The sequence below is a fragment of the Pedobacter sp. GR22-6 genome, from assembly GCF_037402555.1.
Taxonomy (GTDB): Bacteria; Bacteroidota; Bacteroidia; order Sphingobacteriales; family Sphingobacteriaceae; genus Pedobacter.
Genome location: NZ_JBBEUC010000004.1, coordinates 366928 through 393568, shown reverse-complemented (window position 1 = coordinate 393568; position 26641 = coordinate 366928). Strand labels below are relative to the sequence as shown.

18 protein-coding genes are annotated in these 26641 nt (G+C 45.7%); 10 read left to right on the top strand and 8 right to left on the bottom strand.

Going from position 1 to position 26641, the window contains the following annotated elements:
• The first annotated feature begins 188 nt into the window (after positions 1 to 188).
• Positions 189 to 1220, top strand: a complete 1032-nt coding sequence (locus WAE59_RS19780; RefSeq protein WP_337857715.1) for a GntR family transcriptional regulator — start codon at positions 189 to 191, stop codon at positions 1218 to 1220.
• An 88-nt stretch (positions 1221 to 1308) separates the two neighbouring features.
• Here WAE59_RS19780 and WAE59_RS19775 read toward each other — a convergent pair whose 3' ends face one another.
• The 4 genes from WAE59_RS19775 to WAE59_RS19760 are packed head-to-tail and all read right to left on the bottom strand — an operon-like array spanning position 1309 to position 8775.
• Positions 1309 to 2427 carry a DUF4998 domain-containing protein gene (locus WAE59_RS19775; RefSeq protein ID WP_337857714.1) on the bottom strand — a complete coding sequence of 373 codons (1119 nt, stop codon included), beginning with the start codon at positions 2425 to 2427 and terminating at the stop codon, positions 1309 to 1311.
• A 27-nt stretch (positions 2428 to 2454) separates the two neighbouring features.
• Positions 2455 to 3627: a DUF5000 domain-containing lipoprotein gene (locus WAE59_RS19770; RefSeq protein ID WP_337857713.1), complete on the bottom strand. Its 1173-nt coding sequence runs from the start codon at positions 3625 to 3627 to the stop codon at positions 2455 to 2457.
• Positions 3628 to 3657: 30 nt separating this feature from the next.
• Complete coding sequence (locus tag WAE59_RS19765) at positions 3658 to 5580, bottom strand: RagB/SusD family nutrient uptake outer membrane protein (protein ID WP_337857712.1); 1923 nt, start codon at positions 5578 to 5580, stop codon at positions 3658 to 3660.
• 18 nt (positions 5581 to 5598) lie between these two features.
• On the bottom strand, positions 5599 to 8775 hold the full coding sequence (locus WAE59_RS19760; protein WP_337857711.1) for a SusC/RagA family TonB-linked outer membrane protein: 3177 nt from the start codon (positions 8773 to 8775) through the stop codon (positions 5599 to 5601).
• A 481-nt stretch (positions 8776 to 9256) separates the two neighbouring features.
• Between WAE59_RS19760 and WAE59_RS19755 the strand changes: the two genes are divergently transcribed.
• Together WAE59_RS19755 and WAE59_RS19750 are read left to right on the top strand one after the other, a co-directional pair.
• A complete protein-coding gene (locus tag WAE59_RS19755) occupies positions 9257 to 10147 on the top strand; it encodes a helix-turn-helix transcriptional regulator (RefSeq protein ID WP_337857710.1) in 891 nt (296 codons plus the stop codon).
• Positions 10148 to 10218: 71 nt separating this feature from the next.
• Positions 10219 to 11715 (top strand): family 43 glycosylhydrolase, encoded by a 1497-nt coding sequence (locus tag WAE59_RS19750; protein WP_337857709.1) that lies wholly within the window; start codon positions 10219 to 10221, stop codon positions 11713 to 11715.
• A gap of 10 nt (positions 11716 to 11725) precedes the next feature.
• On the opposite strand, the gene WAE59_RS19745 is transcribed toward WAE59_RS19750, so the two are convergent.
• The gene (locus tag WAE59_RS19745) at positions 11726 to 14281 is read right to left on the bottom strand and encodes a TlpA family protein disulfide reductase (protein WP_337857708.1); all 2556 of its coding nucleotides are present in this window, start codon (positions 14279 to 14281) and stop codon (positions 11726 to 11728) included.
• Positions 14282 to 14334: 53 nt separating this feature from the next.
• Positions 14335 to 15009 carry a PAS domain-containing protein gene (locus WAE59_RS19740; RefSeq protein ID WP_337857707.1) on the bottom strand — a complete coding sequence of 225 codons (675 nt, stop codon included), beginning with the start codon at positions 15007 to 15009 and terminating at the stop codon, positions 14335 to 14337.
• 228 nt (positions 15010 to 15237) lie between these two features.
• On the opposite strand from WAE59_RS19740, the gene WAE59_RS19735 reads away from it, so the two are divergent.
• From WAE59_RS19735 to WAE59_RS19710, 6 genes are all read left to right on the top strand, one after another.
• Positions 15238 to 15828: an RNA polymerase sigma factor gene (locus WAE59_RS19735; RefSeq protein WP_337857706.1), complete on the top strand. Its 591-nt coding sequence runs from the start codon at positions 15238 to 15240 to the stop codon at positions 15826 to 15828.
• 84 nt (positions 15829 to 15912) lie between these two features.
• Positions 15913 to 17037: a FecR family protein gene (locus tag WAE59_RS19730; RefSeq protein ID WP_337857705.1), complete on the top strand. Its 1125-nt coding sequence runs from the start codon at positions 15913 to 15915 to the stop codon at positions 17035 to 17037.
• Between the two features lie 114 nt (positions 17038 to 17151).
• Complete coding sequence (locus tag WAE59_RS19725; RefSeq protein ID WP_337857704.1) at positions 17152 to 20511, top strand: SusC/RagA family TonB-linked outer membrane protein; 3360 nt, start codon at positions 17152 to 17154, stop codon at positions 20509 to 20511.
• A gap of 12 nt (positions 20512 to 20523) precedes the next feature.
• Entirely contained in the window at positions 20524 to 21969 is a 1446-nt protein-coding gene (locus WAE59_RS19720) for a RagB/SusD family nutrient uptake outer membrane protein (protein ID WP_337857703.1), read from the top strand.
• Between the two features lie 10 nt (positions 21970 to 21979).
• Entirely contained in the window at positions 21980 to 23086 is a 1107-nt protein-coding gene (locus WAE59_RS19715; protein ID WP_337857702.1) for a TlpA disulfide reductase family protein, read from the top strand.
• An 85-nt stretch (positions 23087 to 23171) separates the two neighbouring features.
• Entirely contained in the window at positions 23172 to 24266 is a 1095-nt protein-coding gene (locus WAE59_RS19710) for an endo-1,4-beta-xylanase (RefSeq protein WP_337857701.1), read from the top strand.
• Between the two features lie 34 nt (positions 24267 to 24300).
• Here the strand turns inward: WAE59_RS19710 and WAE59_RS19705 are convergent, their stop codons facing one another.
• Both WAE59_RS19705 and WAE59_RS19700 read right to left on the bottom strand, forming a co-directional pair.
• Complete coding sequence (locus WAE59_RS19705) at positions 24301 to 24813, bottom strand: cupin domain-containing protein (RefSeq protein WP_337857700.1); 513 nt, start codon at positions 24811 to 24813, stop codon at positions 24301 to 24303.
• Positions 24814 to 25120: 307 nt separating this feature from the next.
• A complete protein-coding gene (locus WAE59_RS19700) occupies positions 25121 to 25933 on the bottom strand; it encodes a DUF4350 domain-containing protein (RefSeq protein ID WP_337857699.1) in 813 nt (270 codons plus the stop codon).
• Between the two features lie 190 nt (positions 25934 to 26123).
• Here WAE59_RS19700 and WAE59_RS19695 point away from each other — a divergent pair, with 190 nt between their 5' ends.
• On the top strand, positions 26124 to 26621 hold the full coding sequence (locus WAE59_RS19695) for a hypothetical protein (protein ID WP_337857698.1): 498 nt from the start codon (positions 26124 to 26126) through the stop codon (positions 26619 to 26621).
• Positions 26622 to 26641: the final 20 nt, after the last annotated feature.

Here is a 26641-nt window from a genome sequence, read left to right as displayed (position 1 = left end):
ATTTTGTTCAACTTTTTGTCGATTTGTGTCATTCAATTGAACTCCGGCGAGTTTCGAACTCAAACTGGTATTTGGTTGTAATACTGAAAAGATGTTGGTATCTTTAAATCTTAGACAAAAGGGATTTTGAACTTAACTAACCCATTTTTAAAGATAATCATGTGTAAGGTTCTTTTTCGGTACAACCAATGGTAGCAAAAGACTATAGTGATTTTTTCCTGATCAAAGAAAGCAGCTGGCGGCCCAAGTACATCCAGCTTTCTGAAGCCATTGTTACGGCAGTGGAAAAAGGAAGATTGAAGCGGGGCGTTACCCTCCCATCCATCAATGAGCTAAGTGCCAAACTTGAAGTTTCCAGGGATACCGCTGAAAAAAGCTACAAGCATTTAAAGGACATCGGTTTTATTGAGTCTGTTCCGGGTAAGGGCTATTATGTGAAGGACCGGGGTTATGTACGTAAACTCAGCGTATTGTTGTTACTGAACAAGCTCAGTGCACATAAAAAGACGGTCTATGACGAGTTTGTAAGCGTACTGGGCAACGACATTCCGATAGATTTGTTTATATACAGCAATGATATCCTGCTTTTTGAAAGATTTCTAAGTAATGCCCATAGTGACTATTCCCACTATGTCATAGCCCCGCATTTTGAGGCTGGGGAGGAACGGGCTGCTGCCATGATCAATGACCTTCCCAGCGACAAGCTCATTCTAATGGACCGGCAAATGAAAGGAATACGAGGTAACGTATCCATGGTCAGACAGGATTTTGAAAACAACATCTACGAGGCGCTTAAAGAAGCGCTGCCCGACTTAAGGAAATACCAGATGCTAAAGATCATAACTCCAGATGGACGTTATTTCCCGAAAGAAATCCTGGCGGGTTTCCGCAGATTCTGTCAGTACCATCAGTATCCGAATATGGAGGTTCAAGACATTCAGACTGCACAGATCAATCCGGGTGATGTTTTTATTGACCTTGTCGAGGAAGATTTAGTGACACTCCTCGGCCGTGTTATTGAGCATGGTTACCAGATAGGTAAAGATGTAGGCGTGATCTCCTATAATGAAACCGCACTAAAACGTGTTACCTTGGGAGGGATCAGCACTATTTCTACTGATTTCGTATTTATGGGACGGGTTGCCGCAGAGATGGTCATCAACAGAGCCAGCGGGCATGTAGAGATACCTTTTGTATACACCAAACGGGCTTCTCTCTAGCAGCTTCATTCAAAAAAAAGCCAATGGGATTAAATCCCATTGGCTTTTTCATCGAATTTTTAGTCTGAGTAATGAACTTTATATCTGCTTAGTACATGTAGGCGCTTACTTCTCCCAGGACCATATACTGGCTGTTGCCAGCCGGACCCTGCAGACCAGTTAGTTTAAAATACCTGCCCGTAGCAGCAGCGGGCAATTGGTAGAATTGCTCACTGAGTATGGTATTGTTGCTACTGAATTCACCTGCATTGGTCCAGGTTACATTATCCATGCTGACCTCGAATCTAATACGGATAGGGGCACGGTTATCACCTCCAGGACCATCATACAATGAATTTAAGGTGCTGAATCGCTTAATGGTCCTGACTGCACCCATATCCACAGTGATCCAATGTGGATATGCAGAACCATTGGTGTGCCAGCGTGTATACTGATTACCATCTATCATATTCTTTGCGGCTTCATTGCCTGAAGAATACTGATCGGAGAATGCGGTTAAAGTCCATTCTTTTTTGTCCAGCAAGACTTCCGATTTGATCAGGTAACTGGTATAGAATGTATCGATAGCCGCTGTATCCGGGAGGTAAAGTGTCCGGTATTTTAATGAGGTACCCTGACGGTAATCTGCAATGTCCGTCACCAGCTGAGCGGCATTGAAGCGGACGGTTTTCAGCATACCTGCAGTACTTGTGTATTCTACTTCTGTTTTATAGGCCCCGGTTACGGTGTCTGCTACGTTCCAGTTGATCGACAGGATGTTCGAATTTTTGAGGTAAGCAGTATTTATCGGCCTTTCCAATATCCTGCTCTGGTATTTTTCACCGTATACATTTCCCCCAACTTCTACTGCTACAGATTGACGTCCTTTTGCATCATAGTTTTTGATGCTGAATATGTAGTAATTTTCCTGCAGGTTATTGAAGGTATAGCTTGCCAGATCCTGACCAGCGGGAATATTTACCTCTACGGAATCCTGGTTGCTGTTCCAGAATATCTTTGTTTTCACAATCTTGGGATCAGTGCCTCTCAGCCAGACCAGCTTTGCTCGTTTATTACCACCGTGGAGGACCGCAGATTTTGCTTTTCCCGGATAGGTAATACCTCCTTCTACAATGAATTGCTTATAGGTACTGTCCATTTTTTTGCAGGCGGTAAATAGGCTAAACCCGGTTATCGCTATCAATATATAATATAGTCTTGTTTTCATCTGTTGTAATTTTAATTGAACAGCTATTTAAAATTTACCAAAGAAACTGAGCTCAGTAATGTGGCAGCCACCGCCACCACCCCAGGTTTCCAGGGTTTTGAACCGATAATAGCGATAAGCCTGAGGTGTTTCCTGAAATTCAAAATCCTCCCCCTTGGTATAGGCATAATCGTAATCTTCCGCACTATTCTGACCGGTCGGTAGTTTCGAAGGCTTAAAGGACTGGAACTTGCCCAGCAGTGTCCAGTTGTTAAAGCTGCCGTCCGTAGCCGGTGCGTTAGAACCATAGAGTTCAAATACCTTAACATTCGCTCCACCATAAGTGTAGTTGGGCGACCGCTGGTGCATTTTCATACGGCTCAATACTACCTCTTTTTTCAAGTCGATGCTGAACCATTGAACCAACGCTGTACTTTGTGAGGCGAAAATCCAGATGTCTACCAGTCCATCCCACATCCTTTCCATTGGATAGGCTGATTCCACTGGCAAATAGGAATCCGTAGGCAGGCGCAATGAAGCGAATGGTTTAGGTACTTCCTGTTCAAATAAAGGCGTTATTTTTTTTGTGAGCACGGCAGACTTATTGCCCCATCTGTCCCGCAGGTAGACCGAAAATGAACGCTCCAAAGAGGGTAGTCCCCTTACAGAATAAGCGCCTTCCCTGGCTTTGGTATAGAAAGTCTGGAGGGGCGCATTGAGTCCCTTGCCAGCGGTATCTGATTCCAGGACAATAGCCAGATTTGCTTCCGTTTCATTTTTGAACCTGACTTTCACCCCACCGAAACCTGCTTCTATGCTCAGCGCCTCAAAGGAACTGATGACGGGAGGAGTAAGTGGCCTGATTTTTATACTTACCGGCTCGGAAGCTTTTTCATTCTTGCCCACGCTGTATACTTTCACATCATATTCGTTTGTGTCGCCGAAGCCTTCCAACCGGATGGTGTCAGTATAGTAGGAGGCTTTGCCTTCCTTAAAAACACCGGGCTGGATTTCATATACGGCTTTTACATAAGCCAGATTTTCGTCCGAAGGTATCTTATAGGTCAGCATGGCTCCCCCCGGGGTTCCGGTTGACCGGATATTGCTCACTTGCTGAGGGGCTGCAGCATTGGCATCCATGTGATCCAGCCGTTCTTCCTCTTTGCAAGCCTGTCCCAGCAACAGTAGCAGTACAGGCATGATGTAGCGAAATTTTTTCATCTGTTTATATTTTTGTTTTTGAATTGCTGACTACCAGCCTAAATTTTGAACTAAATTTTTGTTGACCAACAGATCTCTGTCGCGTATTGGCCAGAAGTAATCTTTGATTCCGAACCTCTGGTCATTGATCACTTTTGGACGATAATAGAACACAGGATCACTTTGAGAAAGGTCCCATCCGGAGATCGGCTTCCTGTTGTATTCCTGTGGAGCGGTTTTCCAGCGCCTCAGGTCCCAGAAACGTTGTCCTTCAAACGCCAGTTCGATCAGTTGCTCTTGTTGAATGATTTCCCTCATCCCGTCCTTGCTGGTATATTTTGCAGGGTTCGTAGAGAAATTTGTCCAGGAAAGCTGTACTGTAGGGAGTCCGGCACGTTCACGCACTTGGTTGATGTAATCATATACTTCGTCTGTCGGACCTGCAGATTCGTTCAGTGCCTCTGCATACAGCAGAAACAGGTGTGCCAGACGCATTACCGGCCAGGCATACTCGTTGATGCTGTAGTCATTCACACCGGTTCCCTGTACATTTTGATAGTGTACATATTTCTTAACGTAGTATCCGGTCACCGAACTTCCATCTGTACTGTTGCTCGCATTCGGTTGTCCTTTCCTGCCCGATACATAGAACAGCTCCAGCGGTTTGGAATCATCATACTTGCCCTGGCCGTACCAGATTCCTCCGTCAAAACCCAGACTGGCATAGAACCTCGGTTCCCGGTCAAAATTTATTGCAGCACTCACATAATCTCTCCTGATCTGCAACTGCTCTGCTGCTGTGGCAGTTCTGATTGCAGAACCTGTATTGAGCCGTGTTTTATCCTCAGTCAGTGGAACTCCGTTTTTGGTATAGAACATTTCCGCAATTTTCAATGTCGGAGACAGCTCTCCAATCACCCTTGGGTTGCCCATGTTTTGAAAATCTACTTTTGCAGCAGAAATCCTTTGCATCAGGTTGGTGGTGCTTTGCGTATTTCCCCAAATGATCTCACTGTTCCATTTGTCGGTAAAAGCCATCCTCAGGTCCATTTGGGTTTTCATGAATGGTGTGAGGGTCACCACCGAAACGGAAGGGTTAAATTTATAAAGTGTATTGCCAGCAGTTTTACAGACCTCTATGGCTGCTTTACATGCAACTGCGGCAGAGTCCCATTTCACAGTGGATCTGGTCTGATTGAAAAGCTGCTGACCATCTCTGTTTTTTAAAGAGGCCATCTCCAGGTTTCCGTTGAAGAGCGGACTGGCTGCACTGACCAGTACCTTTGCTTTTAAGGAATAAGCTATGGGTTTGGTAATGTGCCCCAGGTTCCTGGCCGGGTTTGCGATTACGGAAGGCAAATTGTCTTTGGCTTCATTCAACAATTGGTTGATGTAGTCAAAACACTCGTCTACCGTATTTCTGGAAACACGTACGGTGCCGATGTCTGAATCGATAGAAAGGTTACTTTTGATCAGTGGAATCGGACCGTACATCCTCAATAGATAGAAGTGATAATAGGCTTTCAGGAACTTCACTTCCGCCACCCATTCAATTCTCTCCTGGGCTGTCAGGTCCGGTACTTTTTCGATATTTTCCAGGAAGATGTTGCAATCACGTAAACCCCTGAAGAGGTTATCCCATAAAAATACACCTACCGGATTGTCAGTACCCTGCAGGCCACGGGCGATGTTGAACATCCTGTGGTCAAATTCCGGCAGTACAGGGCTTTCATAACCCCACATTTCATCACCCGCCAGGATACCGGCATTGGTAGAGGGGTCAGCATCTTTCGGCATGTAAGAATAGCAGGTATATAAGTATTTCTCTGCTTCCGACCTCATAGTAAAAGCATTCTCTATCGTCGGTATATTGTCCGGCACTACATCAAGGTAATTTTTGCAGGCGCCCAGTATAGACAGGAGTACCAGTGCCGCAGCCCCTAGTATCCATTTTCCTTTTTTAATATTTTGCATAACTATCATCTATAATCTTTAGAAAGTAAGGTTTAAGCCAACATTGAAAACCTTCTGTACAGGGTATCCCAATCCATTGCCAGCCATTTCAGCATCCCACATTTTAAATTTGCTCAGCATGAAGAGGTTGCTCCCGTTCAGGTACACACGAAAAGCACTTGCACTGATGCGTTTGAGTATACTTTGCGGAAGGCTGTAGCCAAATTCTACCTGCTTCAGCCTCAGGAATGAAGCATTACGCATAAACCAGGTGCTGGTCTGACTGTTATTTTCATTGATGGTGGGACTCAATCTTGGCCAGATGGCATAGACATTTTGATTTTCTTCAGACCAATGGCTATCAGCATAAGCTTTCAGCAGTTGGGTCTGGTTATTGAAGGGAGAGGTAGCAGAAGGGTCTATCCAGAACGATTGGTTTGCTGAGCCCTGGGCGAAAGCAGAGAAGTCGAATTTTTTATAGCTCAGGGAGAAACCAAAACCATAGATTACCTCAGGGGTTACCGGATTGCCGATTGGCACACGGTCTGCCTCATTGATCCGTCCATCGCCGTTCACATCGGTATATTTGATGTCTCCACCACCATATTGTCCAAATTGCCTTGGTGAATTGGCTGCCTCTTCATCATCTACAAACAGGCGTTCTGCGATATAGCCGAAGTTCTGGGCAAGTGAACTACCTACTCTTGAGCGGTAGGCTTCGGGATATTCGGGTTCTTCAAAGACCTGGTATTTACTCTTGGCGTAAGTTAGATTACCCCTGAATGAGGCCCATAAATCTTTACTCCATGCCTGTTGAAAATCGGCAGAAATGTCCACGCCATTGCCCGATGCTTTACCGATATTGGCTTTAGGAATATTGCCTGCAGGTAGACCCATCGTGCTGGGAATGGACTCCCTGTTCATCAGGATGTCACTTCTTTTTTCGGTGTAGTATTCAGCAATGATGTTGGATTTACCAAAAAGACTGAATTCTATTGCCATATTTTGTTTGATAGACCGCTCCCAGCTGATTTCCGGATTGGCGTACCGGTTCACAATAATTCCGTTCAGGTATACATTCTGATCGCGCCCAAACGTCGCGCCCCTGGAACCCTCACTCATGTTCACATTGGAGAGGTAGAAAAAGCGGTCATTTGCATCACCAATCCTGTCATTACCCACAAGACCGTAGGTATAGCGCAATTTGGCATTACTGATCACACCTTTCAGGGGTTCAAAGAATTTTTCATTGGATAAGCTCCATGCTACACCCGCCGATGGAAAAAAGCCGAACCTGTTCTTGTCCGCAAATCTTTCTGTACCATTGTAGCCGAAGTTGAACTCGGCAAAGTAACGCCGGTCATAAGAATACGTAGCACGTCCCGATACACCCAGGTTCCTGCCCGGAAGGGAGGCTTGCAGACTGCCGGCATTTGCCGTAAGAGATTCCCGCTGGATCATTACCAGCAAGCCACTTACTGAGTGTTTTTCCGAAAAAACCCGGTTGTAGTTGACCATCGATTCCAGGTAGAATGTAGAGTTCAGATTTTTTGGGTTTTCAGTGAATCCGAGGTACTCCGTGCCATTTTCATTGATTTTGGAAATGCGGTATTGATCGCTGAGTTGGTCATAGCTTGCCAGACGGTAGTAAAATGGATTGTAATTTCTGCTGAAACCAAAGCTGGAGATCCTGGTCAGGTTGAGCATTGCCCTAATGGAGAGGCCTTTGGTCAGCGATTCTAAATTTTGCTTCACTTCAAATTGTGCGAGCATCTGCGACCTCGACTCATCTTTATACCCTTTTACCATATCAGCATAGGGGTTGATATAGCCTGCCGAATTGTTTCCATAATTGCCAAACATGATGTGTTTTACAAACTGGTGGTCAGCATCAGTGGGATAGTATGCGGGAAACATGACAGGATTGGAATGGACGACTTTATTGTACATTTCGGCTCCACCGTCCAGTGGCCCTGTATAGTCGTCGAAATTTCCACTCAATTTGATGTTGAGTTCTGTAGATTTTGTCAAATTGATGCCCACATTGGTGAGCAGGGAATAGCTTTTCAGGTTGATGTTGCTGTTGAAGTTGTTACGTTCATCTACATTGAGCACCCCATTGTCCCTGGTATAAGCTCCTGCAACATAATAAGTGGCAATGCTCCCACCGCCCCTCACATTCAGGTTATAGCGCTGGTTGATGGCATTGTCCTTAAACAGCATTTTTCTCCAGTCATTGGCGGGATAGACTAAGGGATTGAGTCCGGCAGCAGTGTTCACTATTTTTTCCTCCAGATAGGGAAGGTCCATGAGTGGATTTCGTGTGGCAACAGCTTCGTTAGCCAGTTTCATGTAAGTGACAGGGTCTGCAAGCTCAATGTTGTCCGTAGGCATTGAAGCTGAAGTTTCAGCACGGAAGGAAATATTGGCTTTACCAACCACCCCTTTTTTAGTGGTCACCAGGATCACGCCATTTGCACCGCGTGCTCCGTATAAGGCAGTGGCCGTTGCATCTTTCATGATAGAGAATGTTTCAATATCGTCCGTCTGTAGCCTGGCCAGATCCACAGTGCTCAGTTCTACTCCATCAATTAAGATGAGCGGACTGGTGTTTGCACCGAAGGTAGTGATGCCCCTGACAAAGAAATCGGCATTGTCTCTGCCAGGCTCGCCGCTCCGCTGGTAAGCAATTACGCCGGCTACCCGTCCTGCCAGTGAGGCAGTCAGGTTGCTCGAAGGGATTTTCAGGTCTCCCGGTCGCACCGTGGTGATGGAGCCGATCACACTTTCTTTCTTTTGGGTACCGAAAGCCACAACGGCAACTTCTTCCAGTGCATTCTTCTCGTCAGGGAGCAATTTGACATCCAGTGTCTTTTTGTCGCCGACTGTAATTTTTTGGATGGTATAGCCCACGTAGGAAAAGACCAGCACATCGCTTTCGCTATTGATCTGAATGTTGAATTTTCCTTCGGTATTGGTCATTACTCCACGCTCTGGTACGGAACCCTGTACCTTAATCGTTACGCCGGGGATCGCGACCCCTGTCTCGTCATATACGGTTCCGGTGAGGATCCGCTGATACATTGATGCGCCAATATATAGTGTACTGGCTACTTTTTTGTTGTTGAATACTCCTGTATGCTTGGCATTCGCGGCAGATACCCGGAAAGTATGGCCAATGACCGAGCACACAAGGAGAATAAGTATTTTTTTCATACTTTTACACCTGTTTAAATGTGAATTGCTTGCAGCTCCGGCAATGGATGTCACCTGTTAGGCCGGTCTGCGTTTAAAATCATGTACATTTGAATAAGGTCTTTTTGCTCCTTTACTGGAATAAGGGGGCTTAAAGACTTCTTTGAATAATCGTTAAATCATATCAATCCTTTCTCTTAAATTTTAAAATGCTATACTGTGTTCTGATGCAAGAAAATTGTTTTAGCAGTAATGTCTGTTAGTCGGTTCCTGTTGTAGTATTTGGTTATTCACTTGGTTTAGAAGGTTAGGGGCTTGGTGTTGGTGTATTGTTTAGTTGAGCAATTATATTACTAATGCGGGGCGGTGGCAACCTGCGCTGTCCTGACCTGCAAGAGTTCTAAATCATACCAACCTTCTTAAACAAAAATAGCAGGTATTCGCCACCGGCTGTTGTAGAATTTGACAATTGGTTTGTACCTTATGGCGAAATTTTTTCATAATGGTCAACTATTACAAATATTTGCCGGTCAGTAAAAGGGATGAGGATTGGGGCCTTTGTGTATTGAATGCCGGATGCACACACATTGCACCCGCCAGCAATTATCCCACCAGTCCGCATCCTACGCACCATCATTTCAGGTGGCAGAATGGCCGTGTGCTCAATGAATACCAGCTGATCTATGTCACCGAGGGTAGTGGAATCTTTGAGTCTGAGCAGGTCATCCGTCAGGTAGAAGCGGGTACTGTTATCTTATTGTTTCCCGGAGTCAGGCACCGCTACAGGCCATCCGTACAGCATGGCTGGGACGAATATTGGATCGGTTTCAAGGGGAAAGTGATCGATGACCTGGTCAGTGCACAATTTTTCGACCCAGGGAACCCCTGTATCCAAATTGGCATCAATGAGCAGGTATTCGGTTTATTTAATTCGGTCATTGAACATACAAAAAGGGAAAAGGCTGGTTATCAGTCATTAATTTCAGGTGCCACCTTGCATTTGCTGGGAAGCATTCATGCGGCAGTTACCGGCCGGTCAATAATGAATGAGGACAAAGAAAATATTATCAATAAGGCCAGGGTGCTCTTCCGGTCTAATCTGACTACTGAATTCTCTGCAGAGCAGGCTGCGGAAAAGCTCCACATCAGTTATTCCTATTTTAGGAAATTGTTCAAATCTTACACCGGCATTTCACCCGGTCAATTTTATATTCAGCTAAAAATTGAGAAAGCCAAGGAGCTGCTTTCCGACCACAGCATTCCGGTCAAAGAAATTGCCTATGAACTCCGGTTCGAGTCCCATTTCTATTTTTCAAAACTCTTTAAAGCAAAAACGGGATTGACGCCAACCGCATACCGATTGCGGGATATTGGTAAAGCGGAGCTGGAATAGCAAGTCATAAAGTACAACCTTTATGTCAAATTCTAATAACCCTGGAAATCTACATCCGCTATTTTTGGTTTATGGAGAGATTGTATTCAACACTTGCTTTTTGTTTCTTAGTCCTGGTCGGCTACAGCCAGGAGGTTAAAAACTTTACCAGTTCCGGCCAGCAAATTACCAAATTTGATCAGCTGGGAAATGCAGTAGATGCCCACGATGGTGAAATTGCTTATTTCGGAGGTACTTATTACCTCTATGGTACCAGTTATGACTGCGGTTTTGAATGGAACAATAAAACTGCACCCTTTTGCGGCTTTAAAGTGTACAGCTCTAAAGATATGGAACAATGGAAGGATGAGGGATTTTTGTTCAATGCTGCAAATCCACTCTGGCAGTCGCGCTGTGATGGCAAAACGTATGGTTGCTTTCGGCCGCATGTGGTTTACAACAAAAAGAACCGGAATTATGTCCTCTGGATCAATGTGTACGACAATGTATCCGGTTACCGTGTTTTTACCTCCAAAAAACCTACAGGTCCTTTTGTGGAGGTAAACCAGCCCCGCATTGAGGTCAACAAAAACATGCCGGCTGCCGGGCTGAACAACGGGGATCACGACCTGTTTGTCGACGATGACGGTACCGCCTATATTGCCATTACCGACTGGAGGGCAAAAGGAGCCATCGTCATTGAACAACTCAGCGACGATTACCTCAACGGTACAGGAATGCTTTCCACTGCGGTAACCACCGGAAATACCGAAGCACCAGGGCTTTTCAAACGTAAAGGAACCTATTACCTGACTTACTCAGATCCGAACTGTGGCTACTGCGCCGGAACAGGCACTTCTTATAAGACTGCAAAATCGCCACTTGGACCTTGGTCTGAGGGTATTAGGATCAGTGATAATTCCTGTGGCGGACAACCTTCTTTTGTATCGACCATTAAACTCAATTCAGAGACAATTTATTTATATGGCAGCGACCTATGGAACAATGCCGCGAAAAATGAAGCTCTGGCCAATTTCTATTGGGCACCGCTTAGTTTTAATGAAGATGGTTCCATTAAGCCAATGGAGTGCATCCAGTCTTTTCGGATGAGGCAAAAACCGGGTGAAGCGGTGAAGGCATCCAAAGAAGGGGATTACAAAGCCTTCTGCGACATTGGTGGAAAAATCCAGAGAGCGCAGACTTTTACAGCTGGTTCCAGCGGATTATTGAACCGGTTCTACATCACTACCCTGAAAAGTGGTTATCCGACAGAAGACCTGACATTGGAATTCTATGAAGCAGAGCAGGGAAAGATCAAACCCGGGAAAGCATTGGTCTCCCTGGTCATCCCGAGGACGGAGATCGGTTGGTCAGCTAAAAAGTTCAGCCTCAATCCCGGCATTCAACTGAGTTCCGGAAAACAATATGTTTTTTTGTTGAAATCAGCTACAGAAAAGGGCTGCTTCGGATTTGCCTACCAGGATGGACTGGCGGACTCCACGGAATCAGCCCTATATAGCAATGATTTTGGGAAGAGCTTCCTTCCTGAACCAGGGAGGAAGCTCAAGTATAGCCTGAGCATCAAATGATGCTCAAAGCTTATTTTAAGAGGTCACTCACGGAACTGACCAGTTTGTCTTTCTCGCTTGGACGTGGTGCGGCCGTATTCACAATATTTCCTTCCTTATCGATCAGCATGAATGTCGGAAAGCCTTTCACAGACAAACGACGCTCGATCAATGACTGTTGCAGGTCTGGCAGGCGGTAATGAACCGTATTTTCGCTCGTCAGGTTCATTTCCTTGATAATATTCTTCCAGGATTCTTCCGGAGAGTTGTTTGCCAGGTACATGAAAACTACATCTTTGCCCTTCAATGCATCCTTCGCTGCGTTGGCAAATTTCATTTCTTCACGGCAGGGCTGGCACCAGGTGCCCCAGACATCAAGGTAGATCACTTTGCCTTTATAAGGCGCGATCAGGGATTTGAAAATAGAATCCGCATCTTTCGATTCCTTTAAGTGCGAAGTATTTTTCAAACTTGCCGCATAGGCAAAATCCATTTTAGGTAACTTAATCAGGTGTTTTTGATAAGCGACTACACTGGCTTCCAGTGCAGGTGAGTTGATTTTGGTCGTATACTTTTGAAATTCCTGGGCGTCCATCGGTTTTCTGGTCCGCTCCAAATATTGGTAAAGCAATTTGCTGATCTGGGGTTTCAGGAGGTCAGGATCCGAAACCGTTTTTTCGTAAAATTCGAGTTCCTTGCCCAAAACCCTTTCCCAAAGCAAATCTGTTGCTGCGCTGTTCATCTCATTTTGATGCTTTGATTTCAGCTTACTGGTCAGGCTCCTTTGATCAGCACTGATGGTTTTCGCAAATGCTGCGGCTCCCAGGGAATCTACCAGCGCAAGGCTGTCCGCTTTCCATTCCAAAATTGCCGCTTCCTTTTCTGCTGCAGAGGCCTGGATCTGATTCGACGAGATTAATTTGAGCAATACCTCGCTATGGTTTACCGAGGTTCCGCCGCCCGGGGTCCCTTCCTTTTCGTAATCTATATAATCACGGATGAAAGTAGAAAAATCCCGGATGAGGGTAAAAGGAGCAACGGGGTCCTTAAAGACTGTGTCCGTCACATAAGCCATATACTCCTTTGGAAAACGTTCCCCGTTTTGGCGGTCCAGTCTGAAGCGTTTTTGCATCAGGTCGCGGCCCATGTTGTAGCGGTTAAAATTGTTTACAAAGTATTTGAATTTTGCAGAGAGGTTGGGGTTCTGATCAAAATAGGCTTTTGAAAATGCATCCGCTTTTTGAAGCTTTGCTTTCTGGGCAGTTAGAAATGGAAGTCCGTTTAGTTTTTCCAATTGATCATATTCCTCCTGGTTCCATGGGAAGGCCTTATAGGCTTCATATTGACTCAATTCTGTGTGAAGGCGTGCATTATCGCCCATCATCAGGAATTGTTTGGCATCATAGTAAAGAAAATACCGCTCACCGGGCTCCAGTACATCCATTTTGTTGGTCCTGCGCCAGTCAAGGAATACCTGGGTAGTATTGAACAGCGGGACTTTCACCACAAATCTGCCCAGGGAATCCAGTTCACCATAGACCGTTTCTTCATTATCCGAAAGTGGATTGTGATAAGATATACCGAAAGGTTCCTGATTGGGTGCGTTGCGGAGGTAACCAGTAATATACGCAGTGTCCACACGTTGAAAGTGGGTGTTCTTGAAGGCCGCTTCATCCTTCTTGTTGAAGCCAGGGAGCCGGTTTCCGGCAAGTTCATACTTTACTGTAGGCGCTTTGCCTACTTTGATTGCCAATGTATTCGCCGCACTTTTAGAAAGAGATAATGTGAGTTTTTTCTTGTGGTCAGTCAGAACTACCTGACCTGTGCTGCCATTAAAGCTGAACTTTTCATAATCCCAAAACTGGCCCTTATAAATGGCGAAATCTTCAAAGAAGCCAAATGTCCACTGATTGGCAGTAGGTTCGTACCAATTGCCCAGGACTTGCAAGATAGCAGGGAATTTAGGTTTTTTACTGTAGTTCAGGTCTTTTCCGTCGCCACCTATATTGAGTAAGGGGCCTCGTTTTTTAAAATACACCAACCTGTGGTTGCCGTTTTCCCGAAGCAGGGCTCTGTATTCTTTCTTTAGGTATTCACCAAACCACAGCACTTCCCATTGCTTCCCGTCCAGCAACATCTGCTTGTCGCGCAGACTAAATTCTTTGCTGAGGTTATCCGCTGCAATCCAGTTACCTGCTATTTTCTTTTGCATTTCCGGCGCATCGTAATAAACAATATCCGGATGGCGGCTGTTCAGCTTTGCCGTGATCGGGTTGTCCAGTTTGTCGAATTTAAAATTCGCCAGACTGTCGGCCTTCATTTCTATGTGCAATGAAATTATACCTTTATCCTTATTCGAGAGCCACAGCTCATATTTTCCGGAATTTTCACGCAGACTGTCTACCCGGTACAGGTCCCAGAGGAGCTCCACAAAGTTTTCTCCTACCAGAATTTCATCCCAGTTTCCTTTATTGCCACCGTCAAACAGCCAATAGCCATGTAATTTACGAGGTATTTTTTCTTCAGCAGAAAGATTAGACTGGCCAAAAACCAGGAGGCAGAGCGCAAGAGCAACGAATAATTTCATTTGGTTATAGATTTGTATTTCTAAGATACAAAAAATTACTCATCAATGATAGATTAGCTGCCTTTCGTCGCTATCACACAAATTCCTGCGGTGCCATTTTCAATGGAGCCTAAAGGTGTATAGGAGTAAGTAATTCCATTTTCTGTGGAAGTGTAGGGGATACGGTGCACGAGCACATGGTTCAGGATCGCATTCGGTACCTGAGGTTTATCCTGCCAAAGATTGCGCATGTGGTCATTGACCACTTCCACTTTAAACTCTTCACCCATATAAATGCACATAGGTACAGGAGCTGACATCACTAAGTTACGTAAGTCGCGGCTGGACTGCTGTACTACTAACCTGTTCAACTCGCGCTCACAAACATCTGTGGCCAGCACCAGGATCCCGCTCGGCGTATGGCGGCCATTGTAAATAGGAGAGTAACTGTAGTCCATAAAAACCCATTCCCGTCTTCCATTGCGTTCCAGCATTACCCGCGCCCCTTTTTCCTGGATGGTTTTACCGGTTTTAGCCACCTCTGCCAGATAGCCCGGAAATCGCTGCCCGATCAGTTCAGGGAGGAAGTCCAGAAGCGGGACGCTCAAAATCGTCTGGTCTTTTTCCCATAGTTCAAATACCTGCCTGTTCCCCATCTGTAATTTCAACTCATCGACATCTAAAATAGCCGCCGCCATTGGCGCATGGTCAAAGAGTTGGTAGTAAGGAACCAGGTTTTTGTGATACATAGTGACAGGGGAGTTTGGTTAATCAACTAAAATCTGTACTTTTTAATAAAGGTTCAAATTTGTTTACAAAACAGGTATTAGTACTTTTTTTTAACCAAATAATACGTGCTTCGAAAAGCAAGTTGAGCTGGAAATGACATATCAAACCAAGGCTTCATTTTAACCGATAGCGTCATACCCTGATTCACATTTGATATAATTTGTTTATTATTGAAACGGAGATCGCAAATGAAGAAACAGGAGCAACTTTCGGATCAGGAGCTGATTGCCCTGCTGAAACAGGGTAATCATGATGCTTTGGCTGAAATTTATCAGCGGTATTGGGCTGTACTTTACATCCAGGCCAGGAAAATGTTGCAGGATGAAGAGCTGGCCCGGGATATTGTTCAGGAAGTTTTCATAGGGCTTTGGTCCAGCCTCTCCGTATTAAACATTAGCTCCAGCCTCGCTGCCTATCTCTATGCTTCAGTGCGAAATAAAGTGCTCAACAGCATCCGCGACAATCAGGTTCGCAGTGATTACATCGGCTTATTTGCCCTTTACCTCGACGATCACCGCAATACCACCATTGAGCTGCTGGAAGAAAAGGAATTGCTGCAGGCCATCGAAGAGATCATCCAAAACCTACCCTCAAAAATGCGGGAAGTATTCGAGCTCAGCAGGAAAGACCATTTGTCACACAAGCAAATTGCCGAACAGTTGGGCATCTCCGAGAAGACCGTCAAGAAACAGATCAGCAATGCTTTAGGGATAATGAAGGACAAACTCAACAAAAAAGAAAACCTGATTTTGGCTGTGATCCTATGGAATTTCCGCTAGATAAAAGATCTTTTCTGTTTTTTTTATTTTCATCTACTACCTTGGCGTTCGGGACGTGTCTTACAGATACTAAGCCAGAAAGAAATGGACCAACAATCCGCAAAAGAAATTATCGACAGATACCTTCTTGGTCACTGTACACCAGAGGAGCAAACACTTGTGGAGCGCTTCTACCTCAAACAAATGCAGACCGGAGATTTGCCGGAGAATATACCTGTAAGGGAATTGAAAGCGCTGATGTGGGAAAATGTTGCAGGAAAAACCGCGCCCGACAGACCCCAGCTCCAGTTGTTTGCGCTTAGGAAAATTGCCTTCTGGGCAGCAATTCTGGCATTTACCCTGGGGCTCTGGTTCTATTACGATTCCTCCTTTTTATCAATGTTCCAGTCGGAGAATACCGATCCTTATGCCCTCATCCTAAAAAACGACATCCCGCCTGGTAAAAATACCGCAACGCTCCATCTGGCCAATGGCAAAGACATCCCGCTTAGTGATGCCAAGACAGGCGTGGTCATCTATGACTCAAATGTACAATACAACGATCAAACTCATATTGGTTCTTCTTTGTCCAAATTGGGCAGGGAAGTGCAGATGCTTTCTGTAAACACTCCGCGTGGCGGACAATATCAGGTTGTCCTGCCAGACGGAACTAAGGCCTGGCTCAATTCTGCATCTTCTATTCAATTTCCTTCTGCTTTTGGAAAAACAAAAAGCCGGACGGTAAGCATCCTGGGCGAAATTTACTTCGAAGTGGCCAAAGACCCTAACCATCCTTTTATTGTTAAAAGCAGCAATCAGGATATTGAAGTCCTGGGTACACATTTCAATGTCCACGCACATCCTGAAGAACCACTGGCAACTACTACCTTGCTCGAAGGCAGCGTACTTGTGCAAAATACCAGGCTACGTCCGGGCGAACAAGCCCTAAACAGGCAGGGAAAAATACAAGTTGCCGAGGCCGATACCGCCGCTGTCATGGCTTGGAGAAATGGGTATTTCTCCTTCCAGGATACCCCGATCCAGGAAGTGATGGAAAGCCTGTCCAGGTGGTACAACATCGAATATGAACTTGGAAAGGAACTCACCAAAGAAGGCTTTACCGGCAAATTTTCAAGGTCCAGAAATATCAGTGAAGTATTGAAAATGCTCACAAAAACAGGAAAAGTTCATTTTACCATAGCAGGAAGGAGGGTCGTCGTTCAGAAATAGCTACTCAGCGATGTACCGAAAAAAAAGCCAGAAGTGCTGCAAACACTACTGGCTCAAAATCGTCGGCATCAATCATAAAATTTTTCAGGGAATACAATTAAACCAACTAAACAAATGTACATTTTTTACACCAAAAAACTGTGGGGCATGCCATGTGCCCTATCTAAACTATTGCTGATTATGCGGCTAACCACCTTAGTACTCATCACCACCATGCTGCAAGTCAGCGCTGCTTCTTTCGGACAGAAAATTAGTCTGTCGGAAAAAAACGCAGCTCTGGTCAAGGTATTCGATCAGATCCGAAAACAGAGTAATGTCGACTTCGTCGTTACTACCGGCATGCTCAGCAATGCTAAGCCTGTTACACTGAGCGTAAAGAATATGGAACTTCCACAGGTACTGGAAAAGATATTCGAAGGCCAGCCATTGGAGTACACCGTTGAAAATAAATTCGTAGTAGTCTCTCATAAAAAAACTTCATTTCTGGACAAAGCCCTCAACGGCATCAGTAGTCTTTTTCAGGATGGTGATATACGCGGACATGTCGTCGGGGAAAATGGAACTCCATTGTCCGGCGCCACCATCAGCCTAAAAGGAACCGGGAGGAGCGTGTTGACCGATGCCAACGGAGATTTCTTCATCAGCAATGCAGGAGAGAAACCTGTCCTGGTGGTTACTTACCTGGGCTACAAATTGCAGGAAGTTGCCATCGGCAAAACCCGCGAGGATATTTTGATCAATATGGAAACCGATGTATCCAAACTGGATGAAATTTCTGTGGAAGGGTACCGCAAAGGTTCGCAGCGTCTGGCTACCAGCAACATCTCCAGGGTTACCGGAGAGGAATTGGTAAAGCAGCCGGTAGACAATCCTTTATTGGCCCTGCAGGGCCGTATTGCCGGCATGATCGTGAGTCAGAGCACAGGTGTACCCGGAGCAAGGGTCAACGTACAGGTCAGGGGACGTGCAAATTTCGACAGGAACAACAGCTCTGACCAGCCATTGTTCGTCATTGATGGCGTGCCTATGGCGGCCAACAATGACAAAGTGAATGGCGCAGCAGGACCATTCGGTGTGGTCACCGGCGATGGTCTGAGTGCTTTTGCCGGACTCAATACTGCAGATATTGAAAGTATCGATGTACTGAAAGATGCAGATGCGACAGCGATCTATGGCAGTAGGGGTGCCAATGGCGTCATACTGATCAGCACCAGAAAAGGTAAGGCTGGGAAAATGACCATGAATGCCAATGTTTACACAGGAGCCAGCAAAGCTTCCAGGCTGCCGAAGATGATGAATACGGAGCAATATCTGGAAATGCGCAACGAAGCTTTCGCCAATGATAAGGTCACCAAAACTGCTACCAACGCCTACGACCTGTTGCTCTGGGACCAAAACCGGTATACCGATTTCGCAGACTTACTCGTAGGCAACACCGCACATACCACGGATGCCCAGGTCAGTTTCTCCGGAGGAAGCAAGCAGACCACCTATCGCCTCAGCGGCGGCTACCATAAAGAAGGAACAGTGTGGCCGGGCGACCTGTTCAGTGACCGCTTTTCTGCCAATTTTAGTTCCAGGAGTATTTCTCAGGATGAGCGTTTTACTCTGGAGTTCTCTGGACTCTACTCGATCAGCAACAGCAACCTTGTAGCTGGCGATCTGGCCGCCGCGATCCTATTGCCCCCAAACTACAAATTGTACAATGAAAACGGCAGCCTGGCCTGGAGCGAAGGTGGATATAGTACTTCCAATGCAAAGGACAACCCCCTGGCTACGATGAATCAGCAGTACTTCTCCAAAATGACCAATCTGAATGCCAACGCCAACCTGAATTATAAGCTCACGCCGGAACTCAGTATCCGTAGTAGCCTGGGTTATAATGCTACACTGAATACCGACAGACGGGTTACCCCTATATCTGCGCAAAATCCCTTCAAGGCCAACCTTGCAGGTCTGTCCAGTTTTGGCAATACCAGTTACCAAAACTGGATTGTCGAACCTCAGTTAGAATACAACAAGAACATCAGCAAAGGGAAACTCAATGTGTTGATGGGGGCTACTTACAACAAGCGTGAAAACACCACGCTGCTCACCACTGGTAATGGTTATGCGAGCGATGATCTTCTGGGCTCATTGAGTGGTGCCATTACCCTCTCAGCGGGCAATACCCTGAAGCAATACAGCTATCAGGCTTTCTTTGGAAGGATCAATTACAACTGGGAAGACAAATACGTGCTCAACCTAACCGGCAGACGCGATGGCTCCAGCCGTTTTGGTCCGGAGGCCCGTTTCTCTAACTTCGGTGCCGCAGGCGCGGCCTGGTTATTCAGTAATGAGGATTTCATGAAAGCGCAGCGCATTCTAAGTTACGGTAAGTTAAGGGCTAGCTTCGGAGTGACTGGTAACGACCAGATTGCCGATTACGCCTACCTGGACACCTGGATCGCTGGCAGTACTTATGGTGATTCGGCCACATTGGCGCCCAACAAACTTTATAGCCCGCTGCTCCGCTGGGAACGCAACAATAAGTTAGAGATAGGACTCGAACTGGGTTTCCTGAAGGACCGCTTTTTATTTACTGCTTCCGCATACCGCAATATTTCTTCAGATCCTTTGGTGAGCTACCTATTGCCGGGTACCACAGGCTTCAGCAGTATTGTCAATAACCTGAACGGTGTGGAGGTAGAAAACAAGGGTTTAGAATTGACCCTGAGTAGCAAAAACATCAAAGGCAATAGCCCTGCTGCCCTGAGCTGGAGTACAGATTTCAATATCACCATTCCAAAAAACAAGTTGAAAGCTTTCCCTGACCTGGCCAATTCCAGTTATGCCACCTCTTATACCATAGGTCAGCCCCTCAACCAGGCTTTTGCAGCTACTTTTTTAGGGGTAAATCCTACTTCAGGATTGTATGAAGCTCAGGATAAGAATGGAGATAACCTATTGGGAGGCGCAGATTTTAGCGGCACTTTCAATACCGACCCTAAATATTATGGCGGCTTGACCAATAATTTCAGCTACCAGCGCTTCAGCCTGAGTTTCTTTGTTCAGTTCACCAAGCAGCTGGGCAAGAGCTGGAAGACCAATAACCTTTACAATCCACCGGGTATGATCTTCAACGTACCTACGGAAGCCTTGTCGCGCTGGCAGGCAGCAGATCAGGTTACAGACGTACAGCGTTACACCACTTCCGCTGGGTCTATTTTAGGTACGTCCGGGATGTATGCCTTTATGTTTTCAAGTGGTCAGTTTACAGATGCCTCTTTTCTGAGGCTCAAGAACGTCAACTTTTCGTATGAACTACCGGTCAAATGGCTCAGCGCGGCGCACATCCGCTCATGCCGCATCTACCTGCAGGGACAGAACCTTTTGCTGATCACCGGGTACAAAGTCGGCGATCCGGAAACTCAGAACTATACCAGAATGGCGCCGCTGCGTACAATCACCGGCGGTCTGCAATTATCACTTTAATCACCAGAGCTCATGAATATCTTATATAAAAAAGTAGCCCAATTGATGATCGTCCTTGCCTGTATTTCCGCAGCGGGATGTAAAAAATTCGTGGAAGTCGATTTGCCTATCGATTCAGTACCTACTGAAGTGGCATTCGATTCGGAAATTAAAATTGCCTCTGCGGTACGTGCCTTGTACCTAAACCTGGTCAGGACTACCAATTTTGGCCTCGGTGGGGCCATGTCTGTTGGCCTGGGTGTCAGTTCAGACGAAATGTTCAGCAACAACCCTACAGCGACTTATAACGAGTTCTCCATAAATGCGGTGAGTCCGCAAAATACGGCACTAAGCTATTATTGGAATGCATTGTACAATACCATCTATTTGAGCAATCTGGCCATCATCAACGTGCCCAAATCAGATGCCATTGGCGACAAAGCAAAAACACAATATGTGGCCGAAGCCCGTTTCGTTCGGGCCATCAGTTATTTCTACCTGGTCAATCTTTTTGGAGATGTGCCATTGGCCTTGACGGATGATTACCGCGTCAATGCCAGGCTACCGCGGGCGGCATCTGCAGCCGTTTATCAGGTCGTCGTAGATGACCTTAAATTTGCCGCAGAAAACCTGGGTGTCGCCTATCCGGGTGCCACTACTGCCTTACCACGGATTCGTGCCAATCGATTCGCTGCCAAAGCATTGTTGTCCAGGGTATACTTGTACCTTGGCGACTGGGCCAATGCCGAAGCACAGGCTACAGAGGTGGTAGAGGCTAAGGATGCAGCAGGAGCCACCTTCTATACGCTGGAAAATAACCTCAACAATGCCTTTCTATTGTCGAGCAAAGAGGTGATCTTACACCTCTTACAAGGTGGTACACTATTGTATACCTGGGAGGCTTATGCTTTTGTTCCTGCCTCAGCAACTACGGTCCCTACCTATCAGTTTACGGAGGCTTTCATATATCAATTTCCAAAAGTTGCCCCCTTAGATCAGCGGAGGACAAGCTGGATTTACACCAGTACAATCACTGCGGCCGGACAAACCAAAACTTATTATTCACCCTACAAGTACAAGCTGCGCGCCGGGACAGGAACGGCCAAAACTGAGGCGCTGGCCTTTATGCGCCTTTCGGAGGTGCTCCTGACCAGGGCAGAGGCCAGGGCCGAACTTAATAAGACAGGCCTGGCCATTGCCGATCTGGATGCCATTAGGAGAAGGGCGGGACTAACCCTGGCTACTCCTGCTGCAACGCCACAAACACAACTGCTGGGGCTCATCGCAAGGGAACGCGCTGTAGAATTGTTCGCAGAAATGGGACATCGCTGGTTCGACCTCAAGCGCCGCGGTCAGGCCGATCTGGTATTGAAAGACAAACCCAACTGGAGGCCTGAGGCCAAGCTGTTGCCCATTCCCGTTTCAGAGTTGAAAACTAACCTATCATTACACCAGAATCCGGGTTATACCGATCGTTAATCCACCAAATATGACAATCATCAAATTTGCAATATTACTGGCTGTTCTGCTGGTGCTTGCCTTTGCGCAAAATAAAACAATCAGCCTAAAAGGCGAGCTGCCCAAGTCCATGGAGGGGCAGCGGGTTACCGTCATGTATGGCGATTTCAAAAAGTTTAAACTGGATAGCACCAGGGTGAAAAACGGGCGTTTGGAGTTCAAGCTGGCAGATGCCGAAGGTCAGACCATTCACCTGAGTACGGGCCATAAAGTCCCTATGGACAATCTCAGTATCTATGTGGCAGATGCAGACCTGACCTTCAGGACCAAAGATTCCTTAAGGAATGCCCTGGTGAAAGGTCATCCGCATACCGAGGATTTTCAGCGCATGCAGCATCCGGTCGACCGTCTGATGAGCCGAAGGTTCAGTTTATCTACTCAACTCAGCGGCTTGTCGCCAGAAGATAAAAACGGCCCGAGAGGTAAAGCACTGAAGGAGCAGATCGATGCACTTTCCAAAAAAGAGCGGGCCACTACGTTTAAAGCCATCGACGATAATCCCAACTCCTATATTGCATTGAAACTGTTAAATAGCCTGGCTGCTGCGGCCATCTCTTATGATGAAATGATGCCACATTACCAGAAGCTGAGTAAGGATTTGAAGGCATCCCCGGAAGGAAAAGCGCTGGGCGAAAAAATCCTTTTGGTGAAGAACCTAAGGTCAGGTTTGGAAGCGAACGACTTCGAGTCCATAACCCCGGAGGGAAAAAAACTGAAGCTTTCCGAAGTCTATCCCAAGTCGAAATATACTTTTATAGATTTCTGGGCCAGCTGGTGCGCACCTTGTCGCGCCGAAAACCCCAACGTTGTGAAAGCTTACGAGAAATATGGCCAAAAGGGCCTGACCATTCTCAGTGTGTCCCTGGATACCAAAGCCGAGCTTTGGAAAGAAGCCATCAAAAAAGATGGCATGCCCTGGTTGCATGTTTCGCAGCTGAAGGGCTTTGACGAACCTGCAGCAGTATTGTACAGGATCAAAATGATTCCGCAAAATGTGCTGGTCGATTCCAACGGCAAGATCGTAGCGACCAACCTGAGGGGTTACGCTTTGGAAGACAAACTAAGCAAGCTATTCTAAATGGGAATAAAAATGGCTACAGGAAGCCGCCTGTAGCCATTATCCAAATTAAATTGCATATTTGAATGATCTCAAGCTCCTCAATATGATATCATTGAAAAATATTGGAATTTTTATAACAGCACTTTTTGCAGCATTACTTCCGCTAAAACTCCTTGGTCAACATCAGGACGACAGCAAGGGACTCAAAGATTATTACAAAAGCTATTTCCCGGTAGGAGTGGCAGTTACACCTCGTCAATTGCAGGATTCAGCGCAAAGGTTGCTCATTCTGAAACACTTCAACAGCCTTACTGCAGAGAACGCGATGAAGATGGAGCCTATCCATCCTGAAGAGCACCGTTATGACTGGTCCGGAGCTGATGCAATCGTGAATTTTGCCGTCGAAAACGGAATGAGGGTGAGGGGACATACTTTATGCTGGCACAATCAGGCACCCAAATGGATGTTTTATGACCAGGCAGGGAAATTGGTAAGTAAAACGTTGCTGCTTGCGCGCCTGAAGGCACATATACATGCAGTTGTCGGTCGTTACAAAGGGAAAATTTATGCATGGGATGTGGTCAATGAAGCTGTTTCAGATGATCCCGAACAGTTGCTCCGCAATTCCCTCTGGTACCAGATCTGCGGCGAAGATTTCATCGCCAAAGCTTTTGAATATGCTCATGAGGCCGATCCAAAGGCCATCCTGTTTTACAATGATTACAATACCGAACATCCCGGAAAGAGAACCAGGATATTCCAGTTGCTGAAGAAGTTGGTCGATTCAGGTGTGCCCGTTCAGGCCATTGGTTTACAAGGGCACTGGTCTGTCAAAGATCCCTCTCAGGAATTACTTAAAACTTCGATTGAGCAATATGCATCGTTAGGACTGAAAGTTCAGGTAACTGAGCTGGATGTATCGATCTATACGGACAATAAAATGCCTGCACCACAACCTGATGGCACAGCTAGTGGATTTACTCCCATGCAGGAAGAGCGACAACTGGAGCAATACGCTAAACTATTCCAGGTTTTCCGTGAACAAAAGTCTTCGCTTACCGGGATCACGTTTTGGAACTTATCTGATCGTCATAGTTGGCTGGATAATTTTCCGGTTCGCGGACGGAAGAACTATCCTTTGTTATTCGATATTAATCTGGAACCTAAGAAAGCGTACTGGAAGGTCATTTCATTCTAAAAAGAATTTAATTGGCCATTGAGCTTTCTTCACATCATTCGTCCAGGTTCTTACTGGCAAGCTCATATTCCTTTGCACTTACCGGCTTCTGCCAGCCCAGCTTGTCGTTGTTTAAGTTCGGGACAATGTCGATGTAGCGTATTTTTTGATCTTTGGATGCCCCATACCAATGCTCCACATTTTTTGGAATTCTCACAATATCTCCTTTTTGAACGAGGATAGGAGACTTCCCCTTTTCCTGGTAATAACCTTTTCCTTCTACAACCACAAGAATCTCCCCCGTGCGGTGACTGTGCCAGTTTGTTCTTGCTTTAGGATCAAAGATCAATGTCCCAACACTGGTATTGTATTCGTCTTTCTCCGTAATATTGGGGTTCATCCTGGCCTTACCTACTATGTGCTCTTCTGGCAGCGCTTCACCATCAACCAGGTAAGAACCAATTCCGGACTGGTGGTGTTTATCCCCAACCTGAACTACGGGCATCACAGTAATATAGACTAAACCGGCAACAAGCAATATGTAAATTAGATAGATCGAACGGTGCATAGGCCTCTAATTTATATAAATGCAGGTTATTGTTGCGGATTTTTTGTGAAAATCTTACACCTTTTAAGAATATGGGTAAGTAAATGACAAAAATCCGATAGAAGATGAGCTGAAATTGAGCTATTCTGGTCTTAATGTTATTTATAAGGTTGTTTTTTGATGAAAAGGTGCTAATTTGTGGTCTTTGGTGGGTGTATCTCCACTAAACGTTCACAGGGCAATAGCAATAAAAATGCAAGTAATTTTTTATACATATGTTTCTGTTAATATTTGGCTAATCGTAGCTCAAAGTAACAGCATGGCGAACTTATATTTTGTTCAATCTTTTGTCGATTTGTTTCAATAGCCATGCAGCGAGGTCTTTCGCCGCTTTGTCATTTTCAAAACCAGCCGGAAGCCTCCCATTCACGTATTCGTTATATAGCCAGGGATCCCCAACGGCCAGCACTGTACCTTTGCCATATTTTGCAGTGGCGATGAGGATGTTGCCATTTTTTATTAATGCGGCCTTTGCCGGACTTTTTACAGTAATGGAAGCAATGTCTTTCATGAAGATCTTGCCCGCAGTAGGCAACAAAGGATTTTCCTTGATGATCACTGCACCCTCCTCCAGGTACTTATCATTGATCACATGGTTTTGAAGATCATCGTTGAAATGCATCCCAAACCGGGCCGCTAGTTCATTAAAGTGCAGCAGTTCTGCATTGGCACTATCATTGGCCATGAGCAGCAGCACACCACCTTTCTTAACCCAATTGTCGATCGCAACAATGTCCGCTTTGCCGATGTAATTTGGATTCGGGTTCTCTTTTTTGGTATCAGGGTCTACAATGATATACACCGAACTGCCTTTTAGATTTTCCGCAGATGGTGCTTTCGTTAACGTATTTAATACAGCACCCTGTTCCGTAAATGCAGCCCCAAATTTGGAAAATCCGGAATCGCTCTTATCCTCCCAGAGGTAGTGAAAAGGTTCATTTGTACCTGTAATCTTGCTTTTTCGCGTCTCCCGGTTGAAATAATTGTCCAGGGTAACTACTTGCGCATTAACAGCGAAAAAGGATGTCATCAGCAGGCAAAATAGCGCCGAAAATCTTTTTAGAAAATGGTATTCCGTCATCACACAAATTATTTGGTATGCACCAAATGTAGGATTATTTCCAGAAAAATTAGATTCCTATCCTGGTCTGAGTCTTCAGACTTAGACCACAGTTAACCACTATATGCCTTCAGACCTGCATCATTACCTAAATAATTTTTCTATTACTTTGTTTAAAATGAGCATATTTGACATAACCAAACCAAACTCAATGCGCTTCTGTCTCTTCATTATCTGTCTCTTCTCATTTCAGCAAACGGTGTCCGCACAAGACCAGGACAAAAAAAGTGAAATCTTCCTCGAACTGGGTGGCAATGGTCTTCTGGGATCCATAAACTATTCAAGAACACTGTTCAATAACCCTGCGCTTGAATTCCGTGCAGGTTTAGGGGCTTACGGATCAGATCCTAAAACTTATCTGACTGTTCCTGTCGGACTAAACTACATCATCAATATCGGCAGCAAGCATGCATTTCTGAATGTTGGCTTCGGAGGAACTTACACCAGGGCCGATGTGACCATGGGGATACTCAAAAAGTATGAAGAAGGTTACAAACCCAGAGCCAGCGCGCCAGTTAACATCATTCCAAATTTCGGTTACAGGTATTACACCACAAAGGATTTTTCATGGAGGATCAATTTCAGCCCGGTCATCAACAGGCATGGGTTTTTGCCACTTTTTGGCATCAGTGGCGGTAAAAGGTTCTAGGAGATCAAAGATCCGGTAAC